General features: G+C 38.0%; 19 protein-coding genes, 2 tRNA genes and 2 pseudogenes. 1 reads left to right on the top strand and 22 read right to left on the bottom strand.

Features of this window, described 5'->3' with window-relative positions:
• Positions 1-10: 10 nt before the first annotated feature.
• From proS to ACFIL2_RS01965, 18 genes and pseudogenes are all read right to left on the bottom strand, one after another.
• Positions 11-1,336, bottom strand: coding sequence for a proline--tRNA ligase (gene proS / locus ACFIL2_RS01880; protein WP_375680300.1), 1,326 nt, complete (start codon positions 1,334-1,336; stop codon positions 11-13).
• 203 nt (positions 1,337-1,539) lie between these two features.
• Positions 1,540-3,216 carry a ribonuclease J gene (locus ACFIL2_RS01885; protein WP_375680301.1) on the bottom strand — a complete coding sequence of 559 codons (1,677 nt, stop codon included), beginning with the start codon at positions 3,214-3,216 and terminating at the stop codon, positions 1,540-1,542.
• A 45-nt stretch (positions 3,217-3,261) separates the two neighbouring features.
• A complete protein-coding gene (locus ACFIL2_RS01890) occupies positions 3,262-4,071 on the bottom strand; it encodes a biotin--[acetyl-CoA-carboxylase] ligase (protein ID WP_375634054.1) in 810 nt (269 codons plus the stop codon).
• Entirely contained in the window at positions 4,071-5,525 is a 1,455-nt protein-coding gene (nuoN, locus tag ACFIL2_RS01895; protein WP_375634053.1) for an NADH-quinone oxidoreductase subunit NuoN, read from the bottom strand. The genes ACFIL2_RS01890 and nuoN overlap by 1 nt, the downstream gene beginning before the upstream one ends.
• A 17-nt stretch (positions 5,526-5,542) precedes the next feature.
• The gene (locus ACFIL2_RS01900; protein WP_273791287.1) at positions 5,543-7,012 is read right to left on the bottom strand and encodes an NADH-quinone oxidoreductase subunit M; all 1,470 of its coding nucleotides are present in this window, start codon (positions 7,010-7,012) and stop codon (positions 5,543-5,545) included.
• Positions 7,012-8,976: an NADH-quinone oxidoreductase subunit L gene (gene nuoL, locus ACFIL2_RS01905; RefSeq protein ID WP_375680302.1), complete on the bottom strand. Its 1,965-nt coding sequence runs from the start codon at positions 8,974-8,976 to the stop codon at positions 7,012-7,014. The genes ACFIL2_RS01900 and nuoL overlap by 1 nt, the downstream gene beginning before the upstream one ends.
• Positions 8,977-8,982: 6 nt before the next feature.
• The gene (nuoK, locus tag ACFIL2_RS01910; protein ID WP_273791275.1) at positions 8,983-9,291 is read right to left on the bottom strand and encodes an NADH-quinone oxidoreductase subunit NuoK; all 309 of its coding nucleotides are present in this window, start codon (positions 9,289-9,291) and stop codon (positions 8,983-8,985) included.
• A gap of 14 nt (positions 9,292-9,305) precedes the next feature.
• Positions 9,306-9,926 (bottom strand): NADH-quinone oxidoreductase subunit J, encoded by a 621-nt coding sequence (locus ACFIL2_RS01915; protein WP_375680303.1) that lies wholly within the window; start codon positions 9,924-9,926, stop codon positions 9,306-9,308.
• A gap of 94 nt (positions 9,927-10,020) precedes the next feature.
• On the bottom strand, positions 10,021-10,512 hold the full coding sequence (gene nuoI / locus ACFIL2_RS01920; RefSeq protein ID WP_375634047.1) for an NADH-quinone oxidoreductase subunit NuoI: 492 nt from the start codon (positions 10,510-10,512) through the stop codon (positions 10,021-10,023).
• A 14-nt stretch (positions 10,513-10,526) separates the two neighbouring features.
• Complete coding sequence (gene nuoH, locus ACFIL2_RS01925; protein WP_375634682.1) at positions 10,527-11,573, bottom strand: NADH-quinone oxidoreductase subunit NuoH; 1,047 nt, start codon at positions 11,571-11,573, stop codon at positions 10,527-10,529.
• Positions 11,574-11,595: 22 nt separating this feature from the next.
• Positions 11,596-13,665, bottom strand: a complete 2,070-nt coding sequence (gene nuoG / locus ACFIL2_RS01930) for an NADH-quinone oxidoreductase subunit NuoG (RefSeq protein ID WP_375634045.1) — start codon at positions 13,663-13,665, stop codon at positions 11,596-11,598.
• 68 nt (positions 13,666-13,733) lie between these two features.
• A complete protein-coding gene (gene nuoF / locus ACFIL2_RS01935) occupies positions 13,734-15,038 on the bottom strand; it encodes an NADH-quinone oxidoreductase subunit NuoF (RefSeq protein ID WP_375680304.1) in 1,305 nt (434 codons plus the stop codon).
• A 129-nt stretch (positions 15,039-15,167) separates the two neighbouring features.
• A pseudogene (nuoE, locus tag ACFIL2_RS01940) lies at positions 15,168-15,858 on the bottom strand (NADH-quinone oxidoreductase subunit NuoE).
• Positions 15,858-17,048, bottom strand: a complete 1,191-nt coding sequence (locus ACFIL2_RS01945; protein WP_375680305.1) for an NADH-quinone oxidoreductase subunit D — start codon at positions 17,046-17,048, stop codon at positions 15,858-15,860. Before ACFIL2_RS01945 ends, nuoE begins: the two are co-directional and overlap by 1 nt.
• A 120-nt stretch (positions 17,049-17,168) precedes the next feature.
• Entirely contained in the window at positions 17,169-17,783 is a 615-nt protein-coding gene (locus ACFIL2_RS01950; RefSeq protein ID WP_375634042.1) for an NADH-quinone oxidoreductase subunit C, read from the bottom strand.
• Positions 17,784-17,797: 14 nt separating this feature from the next.
• Entirely contained in the window at positions 17,798-18,379 is a 582-nt protein-coding gene (locus tag ACFIL2_RS01955) for a NuoB/complex I 20 kDa subunit family protein (RefSeq protein WP_375634040.1), read from the bottom strand.
• Entirely contained in the window at positions 18,370-18,735 is a 366-nt protein-coding gene (locus ACFIL2_RS01960) for an NADH-quinone oxidoreductase subunit A (RefSeq protein ID WP_005773599.1), read from the bottom strand. Before ACFIL2_RS01960 ends, ACFIL2_RS01955 begins: the two co-directional genes overlap by 10 nt.
• Before the next feature lie 294 nt (positions 18,736-19,029).
• Positions 19,030-19,106: transfer RNA gene (locus ACFIL2_RS01965), tRNA-Asp, on the bottom strand.
• 174 nt (positions 19,107-19,280) lie between these two features.
• Between ACFIL2_RS01965 and ACFIL2_RS01970 the strand changes: the two genes are divergently transcribed.
• Positions 19,281-19,356, top strand: a tRNA-Val gene (locus tag ACFIL2_RS01970).
• Between the two features lie 23 nt (positions 19,357-19,379).
• On the opposite strand, the pseudogene ACFIL2_RS01975 reads toward ACFIL2_RS01970, so the two are convergent.
• The 4 genes and pseudogenes from ACFIL2_RS01975 to ACFIL2_RS01990 form a co-directional block, all read right to left on the bottom strand.
• Positions 19,380-19,825 (bottom strand): annotated as a pseudogene (locus ACFIL2_RS01975) (XRE family transcriptional regulator).
• Positions 19,826-19,874: 49 nt separating this feature from the next.
• On the bottom strand, positions 19,875-20,402 hold the full coding sequence (locus tag ACFIL2_RS01980) for an AAA family ATPase (RefSeq protein WP_375680308.1): 528 nt from the start codon (positions 20,400-20,402) through the stop codon (positions 19,875-19,877).
• Positions 20,353-20,712, bottom strand: a complete 360-nt coding sequence (locus ACFIL2_RS01985; protein WP_375680306.1) for a hypothetical protein — start codon at positions 20,710-20,712, stop codon at positions 20,353-20,355. Before ACFIL2_RS01985 ends, ACFIL2_RS01980 begins: the two co-directional genes overlap by 50 nt.
• Positions 20,713-20,811: 99 nt before the next feature.
• Complete coding sequence (locus tag ACFIL2_RS01990) at positions 20,812-21,234, bottom strand: hypothetical protein (RefSeq protein ID WP_375680307.1); 423 nt, start codon at positions 21,232-21,234, stop codon at positions 20,812-20,814.
• Positions 21,235-21,408 lie beyond the last annotated feature (174 nt).

The following is a 21,408-nucleotide window of genomic DNA, read 5'->3' on the forward strand; positions in this document are numbered from 1 at the left end:
ATATTTCCTATTAAATTATAGAAAGTTGGCTGAGCACATCTTCAACCTTTAGAGATTTTTTTATTCCTGTTTTTCGATCTTTAATTTCAACTTCATTTTGTGCAATGCTGTTAGGACCAACAATGATTTGCGTTGGCAAACCAATCAAATCCATTGTTGCAAATTTTGATCCAGGGCGTTCATTTCTATCATCTAATAACGGATCAAAACCAACCTTCTTTAATCCCTGATAGAGAAACTCACATGCCTGTGTGCATTTTTCATCATCGGGCTTCATATTGATAATCCCAAAATCAAACGGTGCCATTGACTTTGGCCAAATAATACCATTTTCATCATGAGAAGCCTCAATAGCGGACGCAACAAGACGCGAAGGCCCAATACCATAAGATCCCATAGAGACCACATGCTCTTTTCCATCTTGTCCCATAACTTTTGCTCCCATTGGAGCGGAATATTTAGTACCAAAGTGGAAAATATGCCCTACTTCAATACCACGCGCTGAAAGACGATTATGATCAGAAACTTTAGCCCACTCCTCTTCATTATGCATTTCTTCCGTTGCTGCATAAAAAGATGTCCATTGCTTAACAATATCATCTAAAACAGCTTTATCACTAAAATCAATTGAACTATCAGGAACGGTAAGTTCAAGAAATTGTTTATCACAGAAGATAGCACTCTCTCCTGTTTCAGCTAAAATGATAAATTCATGACTGAGTTTCCCCCCTATTGGACCTGTATCTGCACGCATAGGAATTGCTTTTAAGCCAAGGCGAGAAAAAGTGCGTAAATAAGCAACAAACATACGATTATAAGATGTTTCAGAGCCTTCATAATCAAGATCAAAAGAATAAGCATCTTTCATTAAAAATTCTCGTGCTCGCATCACACCAAAACGTGGACGAATTTCATCACGAAATTTCCATTGAATATGATATAAATTAAGCGGAAGATCTTTATAAGAACGAACATAAGAGCGAAAAATATCTGTTACCATCTCTTCATTGGTTGGACCATAAAGTAAATCACGCTTTTGACGATCTTTAATGCGGAGCATTTCCAAACCATAATCATCATAACGACCGCTTTCACGCCAAAGATCAGCAGACTGAATTGTAGGCATCAATATTTCTATTGCACCCGCACGTTCTTGCTCTTCACGAATAATTTTACAAACTTTATCAAGCACTTTTTTTCCCAAAGGAAGCCAAGAATAAATCCCTGATGTTTGTTGTCGAATCATTCCAGCGCGCAACATGAAGCGATGAGAAACAATTTCTGCTTCTTTAGGATTCTCTTTTAAAAGTGGAAGGAAATATTGAGAAAGACGCATTGAAATAATTAACTCCTAATCAGACCTATCATATCGGAACAATTTATCACACCCTCTATTCATCTATAGCCGCATTCTGAATACTTGCAAATATAACGATCTTATCATTTAAAAATTTATTGTGCTTTATTCTCTATTTTTCTTATTTAGCAATAAAATAAAAATGCTCTTCTCTTTTTAAATAACGTAATAGGAAAGTTTTTTTATTTTGACCGATGTAAAAAAACTGTACAGATAGGTTTTTTTTGCCAAATTTCATGAACAGCCGCTCTCACTGCACGTCGTGTTGCCTCTCGAATAAGTTCATTATTTTTCTGTTTCATGCGTGGGATATTATAAACTGTATTTTCTACGATATCTAAAAGAATATCTTTTAAACTTTCCCCCTTTCCATTACTTTCAGGTAAACCGAATGTTGTTAGACCTATATCCCCTAATAATTCATGCTTACTATTTATATGGAGAGAAATAGTAACATGACCAGCATAACTTAGTTTGCGGCGTTCACGAATTCCTAATTCATCTTCATCTCCAATTAGGCAACCATCCTTATAGATGCGGCCAACAGGAACTTGATCAACAACCTTCACAGACTCTGGTGCAAGACGTAACATATGGCCATTTCTGATATCCATAACAGTTTTAATACCCGCTTGACGTGCTAAAGTTGCCTGAGCATTAAGATGCATTGCTTCCCCATGTACAGGGACAAGTATTTGTGGCTTTATCCAATCATACATCTGTAAAAGTTCTGAACGACGGGGATGACCTGAAACATGAACAAGTGCATCTTCATTCGTAATAATTTTAATACCCAAATCAATGAAACAATTTTGTACCTCAATAATCGCTTTTTCGTTTCCTGGAATACTTCGTGATGAATAAATAACGGTATCACCAGCGGAAAGTGCAATACTTTTCATTCCATCACGTGACAGTTTAGCTAAAGCAGCACATGGCTCACCTTGGCTCCCTGTGACAATTAAAACAAGATCTTTTCGCGAGATGTAGCCATAATCATCTTCCGTTACAAATGGTGCTAAACCATTCATATAACCAAGCTCTTGTGCAACCATAATACTTCGCTTAAGGGAACGCCCAATGACAAGCACTTTACGTCCAGCAGCTTCAGCTGCAAGAGCAATAGAACGTATCCGACCAATATTAGAAGAAAAAGTTGCTATCGCAACGCGCCCTTCAGCTTTGGAAATAATCTCTGAAAGACTGGCTTGAACTTGCTGTTCTGAAGGAGAAATACCATCCCGACATGCATTTGTGGAATCACAAAGTAATGCTAAAACACCTTTTTTGCCTAAAGCACGAAATCTTTTTTCATCGGTTACAGCCCCGAGTGAAGGAGTATGATCAATTTTCCAATCACCAGTATGAATCACAGTCCCCAAAGAAGTTGTAATTGCTAAAGATACAGATTCTGGTATTGAATGGTTAACGGCTATAGCCTCTATAGCAAAGGAACCTACCTGAAAACAATCACCAGCTTGAAAAATATTGAGTAAAATTTTTTGAGATTCAAAATCTAATTGTTTTTTAGTTTCCAATAATCCTGCCGTAAAAGGCGTACAGTAAATCGGCACTTGTAACTTTGGACATAAATCAAGAACGGCCCCATAATGATCTTCATGTGCATGTGTTAAAACAAGACCCCGTATATTATGTTTTTCACTTTCTAGAAAACGAATATCAGGCAAAACAAGATCGACACCTGGTAATTCAGAACCAGCAAAACTAATCCCCATATCAACCAGCAGCCATTCACGAAGATTTTGGGGACCAAATCCGTAAGCAGCTAAATTCATCCCTATTTCACCTACACCTCCCAGAGGTAAAAAAACAAATTCACATCTATTGGCTGCAACCATAAACATCTCCCAAATCATTAAGGTATCTGATGATAAAATAATTTTTTAATAACGACCTGCATTAATAGAAGCAGCCGAACCAAAATGAACATCTCCAGCTGTTATAATGGCTGTCTGACCATTTTTTTGCTTTATGATGCAGTTAAAATCACTATCAAGACCATCAAAAACACCCTCAATGACTTTTTCATCATTCACCACTTTGACATGTTTCCCAAGATGAGCGGAATATAAAAGCCATTTTTTTCGGATTATTTCACATCCTTTTGGTTGTTTCCAAAGAAGGTAATTTTTAGAAAAACACTCCGTCAAAACCGTAAATAATTGTTCTGCATCAATACGCAAACCGATATTCTTTAAGCTTGAAGTGGAATAGGGTGCATCTTCATAATTATATTTCACATTTATTCCAATACCAATAACCAAGGCATATTGTTGTGATGACAATTTAAAAATCTCAAGCAAAACTCCAGAGCTTTTTTCTCCTCTGAGCAAAATATCGTTTGGCCATTTTAAGCTCACAATATTGTTTGTCTGCTTTTCCTCTTTTATCAATTGTTTTATTGCCTCTGCCACACTTACTCCAGCAACAAAACCAAGTTGAGCTGCAGTTTGATGAACAATATCATCAATTAATAAAAGACTAGAATAAAGGTTCCCTTTTGGACTAGACCAAGTCCTCCCTCTTCTTGCTCTTCCCTGTGATTGTTCTTGTGCAACAATCCAAAGATTACCTTGATGACCAGTTAGCGCTTTTCGTTGCGCAATGAGATTTGTTGAATCAACACTATCGTACGCTTCAATAGTGTATCCCTGTTTTTGTGCAAAATCTGATAAAGTATAAACCATATTCATTAAAACAATACTGTTGCTGCTTTTTCTGCTAGCTCAGCGAACCAAACTCCAAAAAGCGCGTAAAATAAAATAAAGAATACAGAAAGACCAAGACAAAATTGAAGCTCTTTCGATAAAGCAACAAAATGCGCTTTTGCATCATCAAACCACATAATTTTAATGACTCGCAAATAGTAAAAAGCCCCAACAACAGACGCTATCATCCCAACGACAGCAAGTGGCGTAAGTCCAGCGTGGACAGCAGCAGAAAATGTATACCACTTTCCAAAAAAACCAGCCATAGGAGGTATGCTTGCTAAAGAAAAAAGCTGTATTGTCATCACAACAGCCATAAACGGATTCGTCTTTGCTAACCCTGAAAGATCATAAATATTTTCAACATTTCCATTCTGAGAGCGCATTCCAAGAATAAAGGCAAATGAACCAATCGTCATTCCAAGATAAATAGTCATATAAAGGATAACGCTTTTTATCCCAAGCATATCTCCAGCAGATAAACCAACAAGTGCATAACCCATATGACTGATCGACGAATAAGCCATTAAGCGCTTAATATTATTCTGACCGATTGCAGCAAAAGCACCCAGTATCATTGATGCAATCGCCATGAACACCAAAATTTGTTGCCATGCAGGCATCACGTTATCAACACGCCCTAGGGGAATAAAGGTCACCACAATAATACGGATGATTAAAGCCATTGCAGCAACTTTAGGGGCACCAGCAAAAAATGCTGTAATCGGTGTGGGCGCTCCTTCATAAACATCAGGTGTCCACATATGAAACGGAACAGCAGAAATTTTGAAAGCCAAACCAGCTAAAATAAAGACAATTCCAAAAATAACCCCCAATTGTACATTTTTATCTTTTAAAGCAAGAGCAATTTCGTGAAAACCAATTTGACCGGTAAAACCATAAAGCAAAGAAATACCATAAAGAAGCAACCCTGAAGATAATGCTCCTAAAACAAAGTATTTTATACCGGCTTCAGAAGATTTTACATTATTACGATTAATCGCTGCTAAAACATATAAAGCTAAAGATTGCAGCTCTAACCCCATATAAAGCGACAGCATATTACCCGCTGAAATCATAAACATCATTCCAAGGGTTGCTAAAAGAACAAGTACTGGAAACTCAAATATATTAAACTTTTGTGCATTGGCAAAACCAACAGACATGATAAGAGAAAAGAGTGCACCAATAAGCATTAAAATTTTCATATAACGACTAAAGGAATCGATAACGAGCGCATTGGTTTGAAATGAACCATTTTTCGGAAAAATTATAAGAATAATAATGGTTGCCACAAGAAGTGCTATGGCTAAACCTGTCACTGTTAAAGAAGCACGTGTATTGGAATAAACACCAATCATAAGCAGCACGACAGCTCCTAATGTAATTAAAAGCTCTGGAAGAATTAAGACTAATTGCGCTATTATTTCAGTTTGCATGTGCATTCTTCCCTTATCTAGTGCAGTTTATTGATGAGGGTTTCTACAGAAAACGCCGTTGCCTTAAGAATAGGCGTTGGATAGATACCAAAGAATATTGTAAGAATAACCATTGGATAAAGGAGGAATTTTTCTCTTAAAGAAAGATCTATTAATACTTTTAAATTCTCTTTATCCAAGGAACCAAAAACCACACGCCGATAAAGATAAAGGGCATAGGCTGCCGATAAGATAACACCTGTTGTTGCTAAAACAACAACCAATTTATTTACTTGAAAAACACCTATTAAGGTTAAAAATTCACCCAAAAATCCTGAGCTTCCAGGCAAACCAACATTTGCCATGGTGAAAATTAAGAAAACAACAGCATATTTAGGCATATTATTCACTAAACCACCAAACGCTGAAATTTCACGTGTATGCAAGCGATCATAGATAACCCCAACACAAAGAAACAATGCTGCTGAAACAATTCCATGGGATAGCATCTGATAAATAGCCCCTTGTATCCCCTGTTCATTCGCAGCAAAAATACCCATCGTTACATATCCCATATGCGCTATTGAGGAATATGCAATAAGTTTTTTGATGTCACTTTGAACAAGTGCAACCAGTGATGTATAAATAATAGCGATAAGCGATAATGTGAAAACAAAAGGCGCAAAATCTGCTGAAGCGATAGGAAACATAGGCAAAGAAAAACGAAGAAAACCATACCCACCTAATTTAAGTAAGACACCAGCTAAAATAACAGAACCCGCTGTCGGTGCTTCTACGTGAGCATCAGGGAGCCATGTATGAACTGGCCACATTGGCATTTTAACTGCGAAAGAAGCAAAAAATGCAAGCCATAACCATATTTGCATATGAGCAGGAAACTGATAATTGAGTAAAGTTGGTATATCAAGTGTCCCAGCCTCCCAATACATAACCATAAGAGCAACCAGCATAAGCACTGAACCAAGTAGAGTATATAAGAAAAACTTTATACTTGCATAAACACGACGTGCTCCTCCCCATACACCTATAATGATAAACATTGGAATGAGGCTGCCTTCAAAAAAAACATAGAATAGCATTGCATCAAGAGCACAAAAAACACCAATAATCGCAACTTCTAGAAGAAGAAACGCAATCATATATGCTTTTAATCTCTCTTTAACATTCTCCCAACTTGCTAAAATACAGAAAGGCAAAAGAAAAGCCGAGAGAACAACAAAAAGAATAGAAATACCATCGACCCCCATATGATAGCTAATACCACCCCCTAACCAACTGGATTTTTCAACCATTTGAAAATTTTGGTTGCTAGAATCAAATCCTATCCAAATAATTAAAGAAATAATAAAAACAAATAGAGTCGTAAAAAATGCGACATTACGTATATTATGGCGTGCTACTTCACTATCATCTTTGATAAACAAAATCAGAAGAACACCAACAAGCGGCAAAAATGTAACCGTAGAAAGAATAGGCCAATCGGTCATTAGTTTACGCCCCCGATCATCATCCATGTAATGAGCAATGCAACGCCGATAAGCATTGCAAATGCATAGTGGTAAAGATAGCCTGTTTGCATTCGAACAACTCTATTTGTAATATCAACAACACGCGCTGCAATACCATTGGGACCTAGACCATCAATAATCTTACCGTCTCCCACTTTCCAAAGAAAAGAACCAATTCTAAAGGTAGGACGAACAAATAAAAAGTTATATAATTGATCGAAATACCACTTTTGGTAAAGAAAGTGATACACTCCTGGCATAATACGCGCCATTTTCTTGGGAAGAGAGGGAGCCACAATATAAAATAAATAAGCCAACATAAACCCAAGAATCATTGCTATAAAAGGCGACCATTTTACCCAATTAAAAACATGGTGAGCATCATGAAGAATATGATTATGGCTGCTTGTAAACAATGCTCCCTTCCAAAAAGCATTATACAAGTCACCAAAAAAGTAAGGTTGGAAAACGACACCAGAAAATATTGCTCCAATAGATAAAAGAAAGAGTGGAATCAACATAACTGGAGGCGATTCATGAACATGATGCATCACATCAACTGTTGCCCGTGGTTTACCATGGAATGTCATAAAGATAAGTCGCCATGAATAGAAACTTGTTAAAAAGGCAGCAAAAACAAGAAGATAAAAAGCATATCCTGAAGCAATATTATAAGATGCAAAAGCAGACTCTATAATCGCATCTTTTGAGAAAAAACCTGCAGTCCCGAAAAGTGTTCCTGGAATTCCAACTCCGGTCAAGGCAATGGTCCCGACCATCATCATCCAATAGGTGATCTTTATATGTTTGCGTAACCCACCCATTTTTCGCATATCTTGTTCATCAGACACAGCATGAATCACAGAACCTGCACCAAGAAACAATAAGGCTTTAAAAAAAGCATGCGTAAAAAGATGAAAGACAGCAGCGCCATAAGCTCCAACACCTAATGCCACAAACATATAACCAAGTTGAGAGCATGTAGAATAAGCAATAACACGCTTAATATCATTCTGCACCAACCCCACAGTTGCTGCAAAAAACGCTGTTGTTGCACCAACAATAATAATCACGGTCAAAGCAGTTGAAGAAAGTTCAAAAATTGGCGACATACGCGCAATCATAAAAACACCAGCCGTTACCATTGTAGCGGCATGAATAAGCGCTGATACAGGGGTTGGCCCTTCCATTGCATCAGGCAGCCAAGTATGTAAAAGAAATTGTGCGGATTTTCCCATCGCACCAATAAATAATAAAAGACATGTAATGGTAATTGCCGTCTGCCCATCAAATTGCCAATCTAAAAATGTCATATTTTGTATAAAGCTCTTGTCGGCAGCTTTTGCAAAAATAGAGGCAAAATCAACCGATTGGAACAAAACAAAAATACTAAAGATTCCTAAGAGAAAACCAAAGTCTCCAACACGGTTAACTACAAAAGCTTTCATTGCGGCCTTATTAGCAGAATCGCGCTGAAACCAAAAACCAATGAGTAAATAAGAAGCAAGTCCGACACCTTCCCATCCAAAAAACATCTGAATCAAATTATTGGATGTGACCAACATAAGCATCATAAATGTAAACAAAGAAAGATAAGAAAAAAAACGAGACCTTGAAGGGTCATGGTGCATATAACCAATTGAATAAATATGCACTAATGCCGAAACACTATTCACAACAATAAGCATGACAGCTGTTAATGCATCAACATGTAAAGCCCAATTAAAGCTTAAGTCACCAACAGTCATCCAATGTAATACCAATACATCAATCGCTGGAATATGACCAAGTGCAGTACTGAAAAATACTATCCACGATAATATGGCAACAACAACCATAAAGCTACATGTTATCAATTCACTCGCACGATCTCCTATCGTTTTTCCACCTAGTGCAGCAATTAAAAAACCCAAAAGCGGAAGAAAGACAATCGTATAATACATCACTGGTTAGCCTTTCATTACATTAACATCTTCAACCGCAATGGAACCACGATTACGGAAAAAAACGACCAGAATTGCTAAACCAATGGCAGCTTCAGCAGCTGCTACGGTTAAGACAAATAAAGCGAATACCTGACCAACGAGATCATGAAGAAATGCTGAAAATGCAACAAAATTGAGATTAACTGAAAGCAATATAAGCTCAATGGACATCAAGATAATAATCACATTTTTTCTGTTGAGAAAAATTCCAGCAATACCAATTGTAAACATTAAAGCAGAAACAGTGAGATAATGTGTAATATCAATATACATCTGCATAGCCCCCCTTACATACCTTTGCCTGATTCAACTTGTTTGATTTCAATGGCACTTTCTACCGTTCTAGAAACTTGCTCCGCAATAGATTGCCGCTTTACTCCTAATTTATGACGAAGTGTTAAAACAATAGCTCCAATCATTGCAACCAATAAAATCATTCCAGCAATTTGAAAATAGAAAACATAATCCGTATAGAGAATATCACCTAATGCTTGTGTATTTGTTCGCTGCGCTAAATCTGGCATTGGTTGCGTAACATGCGTTCTCAAGACTGGAGAAAAATAGCTACTCATAAAAACAACAATCAATTCTACAGCGATAATAACACCAATAAGAGCTCCAATAGGAGCATACCGAAGAGTTACACTCTTTAACTCAGCAAAATCAACGTCAAGCATCATAACGACAAATAAAAATAAAACAGCGACAGCTCCAACATACACAACAAGCAGAATAAGCCCTAAAAACTCTGCTCCTGCAAGTAAAAACAAAGCTGCTGCATTAAAAAATGCGAGGATTAAAAACAAAACAGAATGCACTGGATTGCGTGCTGTAATAACAATAACTGCACTTGTTAGCATAATAAAAGCAAACAAATAGAAAAATGCCGCCGCTAGATCTGTTAGCATAGGCTTCTCCTTAATTATTCAAACAATTGGTATAAACTTCATACCAGATTACAATTTATCGGAAAAATATCCGACACCTCATTTAACGATACACTTAACGATAAGGCGCATCCATCAATATATTTCGAGCAATTTCTCGCTCCCATCGATCTCCATTCAATAAAAGTTTTTCTTTATCATAATAAAGTTCTTCACGTGTTTCCGTCGCAAACTCAAAATTTGGACCTTCGACAATAGCCTCAACCGGACAGGCTTCTTGACAAAAACCACAGTAAATACATTTAACCATGTCTATATCATAACGGATAGTTCTACGTGTACCATCATTGCGCCGTGGCCCAGCTTCAATTGTAATCGCTTGAGCAGGACAAATCGCTTCACATAATTTACAAGCAATACACCGTTCTTCACCATTTGGATAGCGACGCAATGCATGCTCACCGCGAAAACGCTGAGATACAAAACCTTTTTCATAAGGATAATTAATCGTGGGTTTTGGTGAAAAAAATTGACGCATAGCTAAGAAAAAAGCACTCACAAATTCCAATAGAAGAAGTGATTTTGCCGCCTGAATAAAACCTGACATCGTAACATCTCCTCTTAAACGAAATCCGTAAACTTTAAAAAAGCAGCAGTTATCACAACCATTGCTAGTGAGAGAGGAAGAAAAACCTTCCAACCAAGCCGCATAAGCTGATCATAGCGATAACGTGGAACAAATGCTTTGACCATAGCAAACCAAAAAAATACAAAACAGACTTTTAAAACAAACCAAATGATACCAGGAACCCAATTAAGCCACCAAACATCTAAAGGAGGCAGCCAACCGCCTAAAAATAGAATAGTTGTTAATGCGCACATTAAAACAATCGCAACATATTCACCAAGAAAAAAGAGCATGTAAGGCGTTGAAGAATATTCAACCATATGACCAGCAACAAGTTCAGATTCTGCTTCCACCAAATCGAATGGAGGACGGTTTGTCTCTGCGAGCGCAGAAATAAAAAATATAATAAACATTGGAAAAAGGACCAACCAATTCCAATCGAGAAAGCTGTTAAAAGGAAGACCAAGAGTTGTACCAATTCCAGAACTTTGTTTATGAACAATTGTTGTGAGATCCAACGAACCACTTATTAAAATGACAGTCACAAGCACAAAACCAATGGAAACTTCATAAGAAACCATTTGTGCCGCCGAACGAAGAGCTCCTAAGAAAGGATATTTTGAATTTGATGCCCATCCCCCCATAATAACACCATAAACTTCAAGAGATGAAATGGCTAAAATATAAAGCAAGCCAACATTAATCTTTGCAACCTCCCAACCCTCATTGACAGGAATAACAGCCCAAGTTGATAAAGCAAGTGTCGCTGAAACAAAAGGAGCTAAAAGAAAAACACCCTTATTTGCACCTGCAGGGATAATAGGCTCCTTAACAACAAATTTAATTAAATCTGCAAAAGACTGTAACAAACCCCATGGTCCAACAACGTTTGGTCCACGACGCAATTGTACCGCTGCCCAAATTTTTCTATCTGCATAAAGAAGATAAGCAACTAAGACCAAAAGAACGACCAAAAGAAGAAGTGTTTTTCCGATTATAATGAGTAATGGAAACAGCCAAGTCATAAAGAAATCATACATCATTATTCCTTTTCCTTTGCCCTTACTTTACTGTTTGTGTAGCATGGTTTTTTGCAAGAGATGAACATTCAGCCATAACAGCAGAAGCACGTGCTATCGGATTTGTTAAATAAAAATCTTTAACCATAGAAGTAAATGCTTGACTCTCGAGAGAAACCATTTTTGAACCAAGCGCCTTAAGACCACTTATATCAGAAGGCACTATATCATCAACAGCACAAAGGTGTGGATAATCGTTAAACAAGCATTGCCTTAATTGAGAGAGAGAATCAAAAGGGAGCTTTTGTCCTAAAATATCCGATAAAGCACGCAAAATAGCCCAATCTTCTTTTGCTTCACCTGGAGCAAAACCAGCCCGATTTGTCATTTGAACACGTCCTTCTGTATTCACATAAAGCCCTGATTTTTCAGTGTAAGCAGATGCAGGCAAAATAACGTCAGCAGCATGTGCACCATTATCACCATGGCTCCCAATATAAACTGTAAAAGCTTTTGTATTGGCTAATTCTAGTTCATCAGCACCAAGCAAAAATAGAACTTCACAGGTTTTAAGTATATTTGCAACCCCAAGCTTAGAAGTAAAGCCTATGTCCAACCCTCCAACAATTGATGCTGCATTATGAAGAACCCCAAACCCATTCCATGTCTCACTAAGAGCACCAATATTATCAGCTAATTTAGCAAGACTTTTTAAAACAGATAAACCTTCATTTCCTGAAACCGCTCCCTCTCCGATAAGAATAAGGGGCCTCTTCGCTTCTTTTAAGACATTAAAAAAAACATCCTCTCCACGAATAAGTGTCGTTAATGTATCACTCCCAGATCCAAGGTAAGAATAAGGATAACGTAAATCGACTTTCTCTCCAATTAATGCAATAGGAAAATTGCCCATCCGTTGGCGCTTTAAAATACGCGCATTTAAAACAGCTGCTTCATGACGTGGATTAGATCCCACAATAAGCAGTGCATCAGCCTGTTCAATACCTACAATTGTAGGATTAAAAATATAACTCGAGCGCCCAAACTCTGGCGATAAAGCCCCCCCTCTTTGACGACAATCAAAAAGCGTTGAGCCCAAAGAGCTCAATAATGCTTTAAGGGCATACATTTCTTCAACAGAAGCAAGATCCCCCGCAATGGCTCCAATTTTTTCTGGAAAAATTTTAGAGATTACCATTTTGATTTTTGCAAAAGCTTCTGTCCAACTGACAGGTTGAAGCTTTCCATCTTTGCGTACATATGGCTTATCAAGCCGCTGAGTCCGTAATCCATCCCAAATAAAACGCGTTTTATCAGAGATCCATTCCTCATTTACATCTTCATTTGTACGCGGCATAATCCGCATAACTTCACGGCCGCGGCTATCAATACGGATAGCACTACCAAGCGCATCCATCACATCAATCGATTCCGTTTTTACCAATTCCCATGGACGGGCATGAAACGCATAAGGTTTTGAAGTTAAAGCTCCCACTGGACAAAGATCAATAACATTTCCCTGTAATTCAGATGTCATAGCTTTTTCAAGATACGTCGTAATTTCAGCATCTTCACCACGACCGATCAAACCAAGCTCAGAAATACCTGCAACTTCCGTTGTAAAACGAACACACCGTGTACAATGAATACATCGTGTCATAACAGTTTTGACAAGAGGTCCAATATATTTATCTTCTACAGCACGTTTATTTTCTGTATAACGAGAACAATCTCGTCCATAAAGCATTGCTTGATCTTGAAGATCACACTCTCCCCCTTGATCACACACTGGACAATCCAAAGGATGATTAATGAGAAGAAATTCCATAACACCTTCACGTGCTTTTTTTACCATCTCCGTATTGGTAAAAATCTCAGGTACCTCACCGTTAGTCCCTAATCGTAAATCACGAACCCCCATAGCACAAGAAGCCTGAGGTTTTGGAGGACCACCTTTAACCTCAACTAAACACATACGACAATTTCCAGCAATTGACAAAGATTCATGAAAACAAAAACGTGGAATTTCTACCCCAGCCGCCTCAGCAGCCTGAAGCAACGTGTAGTAATCAGGAACTTCAATCTCTTTGCCATCAACTTTGATATTTATCATCACCCATCCAACCTGCAGATAACCCACTTAAAATTTGCATTCGGTTGCTCTTAAAACAAAATCCTTTATTAAACCGCTTCTAAAGCAATATTTTTGCTTTGGACTACATTTCGCGTGTATTCATCAATTCTACGCTCGATTTCCGGACGAAAATTACGTATCAACCCCTGTACAGGCCATGCGGCAGCATCACCAAGCGCACAAATAGTGTGTCCTTCAACCTGTTTAGACACTTCAAACAAAAGATCAATCTCGCGTTTTTGCGCTCTTCCCTCAACCATACGCCCTAAAAGACGCATCATCCATCCCGTCCCCTCACGACACGGTGTACACTGACCACAACTCTCGTGCTTGAAAAAAGCAGCTATACGCCAAATTGCCTTGATAATATCGGTTGATTTATCCATAACAATCATTCCCCCTGTGCCAAAAGAAGACCCGACATCTCGCATCCCATCAAAATCCATGATCGCATCGATCATATCCTCACCACGAACGACTGGACAAGAAGCCCCCCCTGGAATAACTGCTAAAAGATTATTCCATCCACCACGAACACCACTCGTATGTTTTTCAATTAATTCACGGAATGAAACACCAAGAGCGTCTTCAAATGTACAAGGTGCATTAACATGCCCTGAAACCATAAATAATTTCGTTCCAACATTATTTGCTCGTCCGATTGATGAAAACCACGAAGCCCCCCGCCGCAAAATCGTTGGAACAACGGCAATAGACTCTACATTATTTACTATTGTTGGACAGCCATAAATCCCCATATTGGCAGGAAATGGCGGTTTAAGCCGAGGTTGTCCCTTTTTCCCCTCAAGACTTTCAAGAAGAGCCGTTTCTTCACCACAAATATAAGCACCAGCTCCATGATGAATAACAATATCACAAGCATGCCCATATTTCGTTTTTTTACCAAGTAAACCCGCATCATAGCATTCATCAACGGCAGCTTGAAGCGCTTCACGTTCACGAATATATTCACCACGAATATAAATAAAAGCAACATTGGCTCCCATAGCAAAAGTAGCGATTGCACATCCTTCAATCAAAGTATGGGGGTCATGACGTAAAATATCACGGTCTTTACAAGTTCCAGGTTCAGATTCATCGGCATTGACAACCAAATAATGAGGACGCCCATCACTCTGCTTTGGCATAAAGGACCACTTCATTCCAGTAGGAAAACCAGCACCACCACGACCGCGTAAACCCGATGCCTTCACTTCATCAATGATCCAATCACGACCTTTGTCAATCATTTCTTTCAGACCATTCCAATGCCCACGCAACATCGCAGCCTTTAATGATTTGTCTTTTAAACCATAAATATTGGTGAAGATACGATCTTTATCAGCTAGCATACCCCACCTTTTTTTCTATTACCCATAGCATTTTCCGCTTTTCCTCAAATGCAATTTTTAAATATATTTTCAAGACTTCTTACTTTTCGTTAAATGTTGCCATCATGGGTAGAATAATAAAATATTTTCTCAAGAAAAATACTTAATTATGTTCCCCATTCTTTCCTTATCCTTTTTTGGTGAAGACTTGAGAGATCTTTTTTTCTTTCTCATCATCAATAAGAGAAGTTAAACCACTAATCGGTTCCGACGATTTACGACTATTTTGCGGACCAACCGCTATCTCAGAACCCTTCCCTGCTTCAAATGCATCAATAATTTCTTCAAGGCGTTCAGCTGTAAGATCTTCATAAGTATCTTTAAAAATCATAACCATCGGAGCATTCACACAAGCACCAAGACACTCTACCTCTTCCCATGATAAGGTTCCATCCTGATTGGTCGCAAAAGGTTCATGATGAATTTTTTTCTGACAAACTTTAATCAATTCATCAGAACCACGTAACATACAAGGCGTTGTACCACAAACTTGAATATGCGCTTTTGTTCCAACAGGCTTAAGCTGAAACTGAGTATAAAAAGTCGCAACTTCTAAGACACGGATATAAGCCATGGAAAGAATCTGAGCAATATGTTCAATTGCAGCACGTGTCACCCAACCATCTTGCTCTTGAGCACGCATTAATAATGGAATTACAGCAGACTGCTGACGCCCTGCAGGATATTTTTTTATGGTATTTTTTACCCATATCTGATTTTCTTTTGTAAAAGAAAACTCCGCAGGCTGATAAACATCATCTGCAAGACGGCGTACGGACATTAGCGATCAACCTCCCCAAAAACAATATCAATCGAACCCAAAATAGCTGTAGCATCTGCTAACATATGACCTCTGGTTAAAAAATCCATAGCTTGGAGATGAGCAAACCCAGGAGCACGCAACTTGACACGATAAGGCTTATTGGTTCCATCAGAAACAAGATAAACACCAAACTCACCCTTCGGAGCTTCCACAGCAACATATACTTCTCCAGGAGGTGTATGAAAACCTTCCGTATAGAGTTTAAAGTGATGAATCAGTGCTTCCATCGAGCTTTTCATTTCACTCCGCGTCGGTGGTACAATTTTGCGATCCAAGCTCGAAACCGGTCCATTTTTTTCAGTACTCAGTAAACGCTCCACACATTGGCGCATAATTTTCGCTGATTGACGCATTTCTTCCATACGAATAAGATAGCGATCATAACAATCGCTATTTTTACCTATAGGAATATCGAATTCCATTTCATCGTAACATTCATAAGGCTGACTTTTACGCAAATCCCATGGAACACCAGCTCCACGAATCATAACCCCAGAAAAACCGCGTGCCCAAGCTTCATCAATACTTACAACGCCAATATCCACATTACGCTGCTTAAAAATCCGATTTGGGGTCACAAGCGCATCAAGTTTTCCGAGAGAAACAAGAAATGGATCAATAAAATCATCAATATCCTCAACTAAAGATTCTGGTAAATCTTGATGCACGCCACCAGGACGAAAATAATTTGCATGAAGACGAGCACCACAGGCACGCTCATAAAAAATCATCAATCTTTCACGTTGCTCAAATCCCCAAAGCGGTGGTGTTAAAGCACCAACATCCATTGCCTGTGTCGTTACATTAAGCAAATGATTAAGAATACGCCCAATTTCAGAAAACAAAACACGTATTAATTGCCCTCTTTTAGGAACTTTTATATCTAATAACTTTTCAATAGCAAGAACAAAAGCATGTTCCTGATTCATAGGAGCAACATAATCCAAACGATCTAAATAAGGACCAGCTTGGAGATAAGTCTTTGTTTCCATTAATTTTTCAGTACCGCGATGCAACAACCCAATATGTGGATCTACACGCTCAACAACTTCACCGTCCAGCTCCAGAACCATGCGCAAAACCCCATGCGCGGCAGGGTGCTGCGGACCAAAATTGATATTAAAGTTTCGAACATTGACCTCAGCCACAATCAACCCCTTGCTTTTTAAAAAACTTCATATCAAATATCAAAAAATCTATCACGCTAAAAAATATTTAATTATTTAAGAAATACAGTACTCTAATATAATGCCTTATCAAAACCAATATTATTTTTTTTCATCTGCTTTCCCATCACATGGCAAAGTATACTGTCCTCCTCCTTCCCAAGGAGAAAGAAAATCAAAATTACGCATCTCTTGGCGAAAAACAACAGGCTCATAAATCACCCTCTTTGCTTCATTATCATAACGGCATTCAACAAATCCTGTCACAGGAAAGTCTTTGCGTAAAGGATATCCTTCAAACCCATAATCTGTTAAAATCCGCCTCAAATCCGGATGTCCTGAAAATAAAATCCCATACATATCATACGTTTCACGTTCATACCACTCTGCGCCAGGATAAACCGTGCAAGCTGAAGCAACAGGAGTATTTTCATCTGTACGAACTTTTACACGTAAGCGTAAATTCTCACGAGGAGATAACAATTGGTAAGAAACATCAAAGCGCTTATCGCGAGAAGGATAATCCACACCACTAATGTCTGTAAGATTAATAAATTGACAGCAAGAATCATCACGAACAAACATTAAAACATCGATAATTGCATCAAGACGTGCCACAATGGTCAATTCACCAAAAGCAAGAACAGTCTCTTCAAGCTTATTTTTTAATTTGTTTTCCAAATAAGCAGCAAGCTCAACCAATGTTTCATCCACCATGACAAGAAAACTCTCTATCGCTCTATGGATCCGGTACGACGGATTTTTTTCTGTAGCAACAATATGCCGTATAATAATGCCTCTGCTGTAGGTGGACACCCTGGGACATATATATCGACAGGCACGATACGATCACATCCCCGCACTACTGAATAGGAATAATGATAATATCCCCCACCGTTTGCACATGATCCCATAGAAATCACATAACGTGGCTCTGGCATCTGATCGTACACTTTTCTTAAAGCAGGAGCCATCTTATTTGTTAGAGTACCTGCCACCACCATCACATCTGACTGGCGGGGTGAAGCTCGTGGTGCATATCCAAAACGCTCATTATCATAATGAGGCATTGAACATTGCATCATTTCGATAGCACAACAAGCCAAACCAAAACTCATCCACATTAAAGAACCGGTACGTGCCCAAGTAATCAAAGCATCTGCCGAGGTAACTAAAAAACCCTTATCTGACAATTCAGCATTGATATCACGAAAAAACTCATCGTCAGATCCTATCAGCCCACCAGTATTTGGATCAATGATTCCTTTTGGTTTTGGAGCCTCAATCGTTGAATTATTAGATCTTAATTCCATTCAAGGGCTCCTTTTTTCCATTCATATATAAATCCAATAGTCAAAATCGCTAAAAACACAATCATCGACCAAAAGCCAAACATACCTATTGATTCGAATGAAACAGCCCAAGGAAAAAGAAATGCAACTTCAAGATCAAAAATAATAAATAAAATTGATACCAAATAGAAACGAATATCAAATTTCATGCGTGCATCACTAAATGAATTAAACCCACATTCATAAGCCGATAATTTTTCAGGATCGGGGGAACGATATGCTACAATATAAGGTGTAATCAACAAAACTCCAGCAATAACCGCTGACACAATAATGAAAATTAAGACTGGCAAATAAGAGCTCAATAAATAAGCCATAACCCTCTTCCATCGTAACGAAATGCCTGAGTTTAACACAATGATTCAATATTGCGTGACCAAACAGACAAATTTAACAATCGCTCTATTAACTCTATTCATACTGCTTCAAAGGCATACAGAGCGATACTTTTCTTATCGGCATAGGTAACGCAGAGCAAAGAAAGACGCAAGCCCTATTCTTATAAACCATATAAAAAGAAAGAAAATATTTATTCCCCAATCAAACACTCCACCACATTACTCATAGCATATGGATATTTTAAAAAGGAAATTTTATAAGGAATCACGAAATGGCGCGAGTGACGGGGCTCGAACCCGCGACCTCCGGCGTGACAGGCCAGCACTCTAACCAACTGAGCTACACCCGCGCATTTTTTTTCGAACCAATTTAATTGGGTACAAGCGGTCGTGTAAGGGGTTCATGCGTTTATGTCAAGAAGGATTATGCATTTTTAAAAAAAATTATCAAATCCTATCTTTATTCTTGCGTTTAGAAAAATTTTTCCTTAAAGAGTTTCCATTCAATTGCTGATCATTGCATTGGGCGATTAGCTCAGCTGGTAGAGCGCCTCGTTTACACCGAGGATGTCGGGAGTTCGAGTCTCTCATCGCCCACCATATAGCTTTATATTCCTATTCAGTTATTGATTCTTCATATATTTTTTAAAGATTAAGGGATGCCTAAATAAAGTTAGGGGAATATGGTTTTTACTCTTTCCTTTACAAAGCGCATTCTTTTTGCCAGCTTTCTCTAACAATTTTTTAATAGTTCTAAATCTTCTTGTGAAATAATGTTTATCAGTCTAGCAAACATACCAACAGCTTCACATCTAAATGTATCAGAAGACTTTATAGTGAAACTTTTACAACAAGAATCCGATTCTCTTTTCAAAATTTCTGCTACCTCTTGATCTAAATCATAGAGTTCAATGATCTTTTCTTCCATGCCAATAGGTAGAGATTTTTTGCTAATCTCTACAGAAGATAAAAATGATACAGATATGTCTAATTTCTTAGCCATATCTAAGAGACGTTCGGAGTGATCAATACGAAGTTTGCGTAAAGTTTTACAAAAGGGTGTTAGCATTTAAATAAAACTCGTAAGAGTATAAGCTTTACGGCATAAACTGAGAAAATTATCCACCAATAATATGTTTCACGCAATCAGCAATGTGATTTACTTTCTTTGCATTAGCAGCAACTCCATTAAATTTTTTTATAATCCAATCAGCTCCTGTTCCAAGGTGTGTAATCCATGTTTTTTGAACAATAGGCTCAACAGCCCTCACAGTTTCTTCAGTAGATGTAGTTAATTCCAGAAATCTTTCACAAACAATTCGAGGCGCTTCAAAATCATTTGCTTCATTACGTACGGTAAACAAATTATCCAAATTATCGTCGTTAATAAGATAAGGGGAATGCGTCGAATAAATTACTTTATTGCCCTTTATGCTCGATAAAGTTTGTAAGGAGCTTAATATTTTCCTCTGTGGGTGAATATGTAAATTATTTGCTGACTCATCCAATAAAAAAATTATTCCATTTTTGCTTCTATGCCTGCGAACTTCTGTAAGGACTTTAAAACAAAAAAACCAACTAACCCCTTTACTTCTCTCATGTAAATAAAAAAAAGAGGTTATTTGCTTTAATTTGTAAACAATAATCTACAAAACCACTATTAGATTTTTCTATTATACAATCATCAAAAAGGCTCTTCCCTTCAGTAATATCCACCCAACCTTCCTTCACTACTGACTTCAAATAACCATTGATCAATCCTATACGCTGCTTAACAGCATCGTTGTCATCACAATCAACAATATCTTCCTGAAAACCAATAGTGGTTTGTTTGCCATCACTCACATAACCTAACAGACCGGATGCAACTAAAACATTAGCCGCTGGTCCATGGAAACTGATCGTTGTATTGCCAGCTATACCATTTACACCTTCTTGTTTGAAAGAATTCATCATAATTAAAGCCTGTCAAACTGCCACAACTATGGGCATCAAAATGCAATCCTGTATTACCATAGCGAGACATTAGATCTTTTGCTTCTTGTGTTGAATTGGTCAATCCCCAAAAAGTCTGCCTTCCAGAAGCTTCTGATAGCCCGCGACCAGAAGTTCTGAGATAGCAGAATTGGCTTCTGGGAACACAACAAAATAAAGCGGTGCATTTTTATCCTTCGCATATTGAACAACATAAACAGCGGCTTCCTCTGGTGGAGTAAAGATGCCATTAAAGGAGACATGAACCTTGCCATCAGAACCTTTTTGTAAATTCTGTTGTTTTTCATCCGTTAAATAATGATATTGCAGCTGTGGGTTTCCATGACTGTCTCTTATAGGATTTCCATTTTCATCGGTTGCATAGATCACATTGCCATTTTCATCGTGATCCACGGTAGCTAGATGACAAGACATTGATTTATAATGATAATTCATTGTTTTGTATGTTGAATGAGAGTCTCGAATAACGTAAGATTCTCTCATTTCAAAGCTGTTTATGTTGAAACAATCAAAATCATTCGCTTGCACGTCAAAAGCAGGATGAATGTGTGGATCAAATTTGTATAAGAAAGGACTAAAAATGGCTCTTATGAACCGTCTTAATGCAAGATCTGTCGCAACATTGGGGGCTGGCAAATATAATGATGGCGCCGGCTT

Origin of the sequence: Bartonella sp. AP30XZML (assembly GCF_042195945.1) — a bacterium.
Lineage (GTDB): Bacteria > Pseudomonadota > Alphaproteobacteria > Rhizobiales > Rhizobiaceae > Bartonella.

Bases quoted from the DNA above. Each gene is read 5' to 3' on its own strand.
- proS (WP_375680300.1), bottom strand. From the start codon at position 1,336: ATGCGTCTTTCTCAATATTTCCTTCCACTTTTAAAAGAGAATCCTAAA.
- ACFIL2_RS01885 (WP_375680301.1), bottom strand. From the start codon at position 3,216: ATGGTTGCAGCCAATAGATGTGAATTTGTTTTTTTACCTCTGGGAGGT.
- ACFIL2_RS01890 (WP_375634054.1), bottom strand. From the start codon at position 4,071: ATGAATATGGTTTATACTTTATCAGATTTTGCACAAAAACAGGGATAC.
- nuoN (WP_375634053.1), bottom strand. From the start codon at position 5,525: ATGCAAACTGAAATAATAGCGCAATTAGTCTTAATTCTTCCAGAGCTT.
- ACFIL2_RS01900 (WP_273791287.1), bottom strand. From the start codon at position 7,012: ATGACCGATTGGCCTATTCTTTCTACGGTTACATTTTTGCCGCTTGTT.
- nuoL (WP_375680302.1), bottom strand. From the start codon at position 8,976: ATGTATTATACGATTGTCTTTCTTCCGCTTTTGGGTTTTTTAATTGCT.
- nuoK (WP_273791275.1), bottom strand. From the start codon at position 9,291: ATGTATATTGATATTACACATTATCTCACTGTTTCTGCTTTAATGTTT.
- ACFIL2_RS01915 (WP_375680303.1), bottom strand. From the start codon at position 9,926: ATGCTAACAGATCTAGCGGCGGCATTTTTCTATTTGTTTGCTTTTATT.
- nuoI (WP_375634047.1), bottom strand. From the start codon at position 10,512: ATGTCAGGTTTTATTCAGGCGGCAAAATCACTTCTTCTATTGGAATTT.
- nuoH (WP_375634682.1), bottom strand. From the start codon at position 11,573: ATGTATGATTTCTTTATGACTTGGCTGTTTCCATTACTCATTATAATC.
- nuoG (WP_375634045.1), bottom strand. From the start codon at position 13,665: ATGATAAATATCAAAGTTGATGGCAAAGAGATTGAAGTTCCTGATTAC.
- nuoF (WP_375680304.1), bottom strand. From the start codon at position 15,038: ATGCTAGCTGATAAAGATCGTATCTTCACCAATATTTATGGTTTAAAA.
- ACFIL2_RS01950 (WP_375634042.1), bottom strand. From the start codon at position 17,783: ATGGTGGATGAAACATTGGTTGAGCTTGCTGCTTATTTGGAAAACAAA.
- ACFIL2_RS01955 (WP_375634040.1), bottom strand. From the start codon at position 18,379: ATGGAATTAAGATCTAATAATTCAACGATTGAGGCTCCAAAACCAAAA.
- ACFIL2_RS01960 (WP_005773599.1), bottom strand. From the start codon at position 18,735: ATGGCTTATTTATTGAGCTCTTATTTGCCAGTCTTAATTTTCATTATT.
- ACFIL2_RS01985 (WP_375680306.1), bottom strand. From the start codon at position 20,712: ATGATGAATTCTTTCAAACAAGAAGGTGTAAATGGTATAGCTGGCAAT.
- ACFIL2_RS01990 (WP_375680307.1), bottom strand. From the start codon at position 21,234: ATGAGAGAATCTTACGTTATTCGAGACTCTCATTCAACATACAAAACA.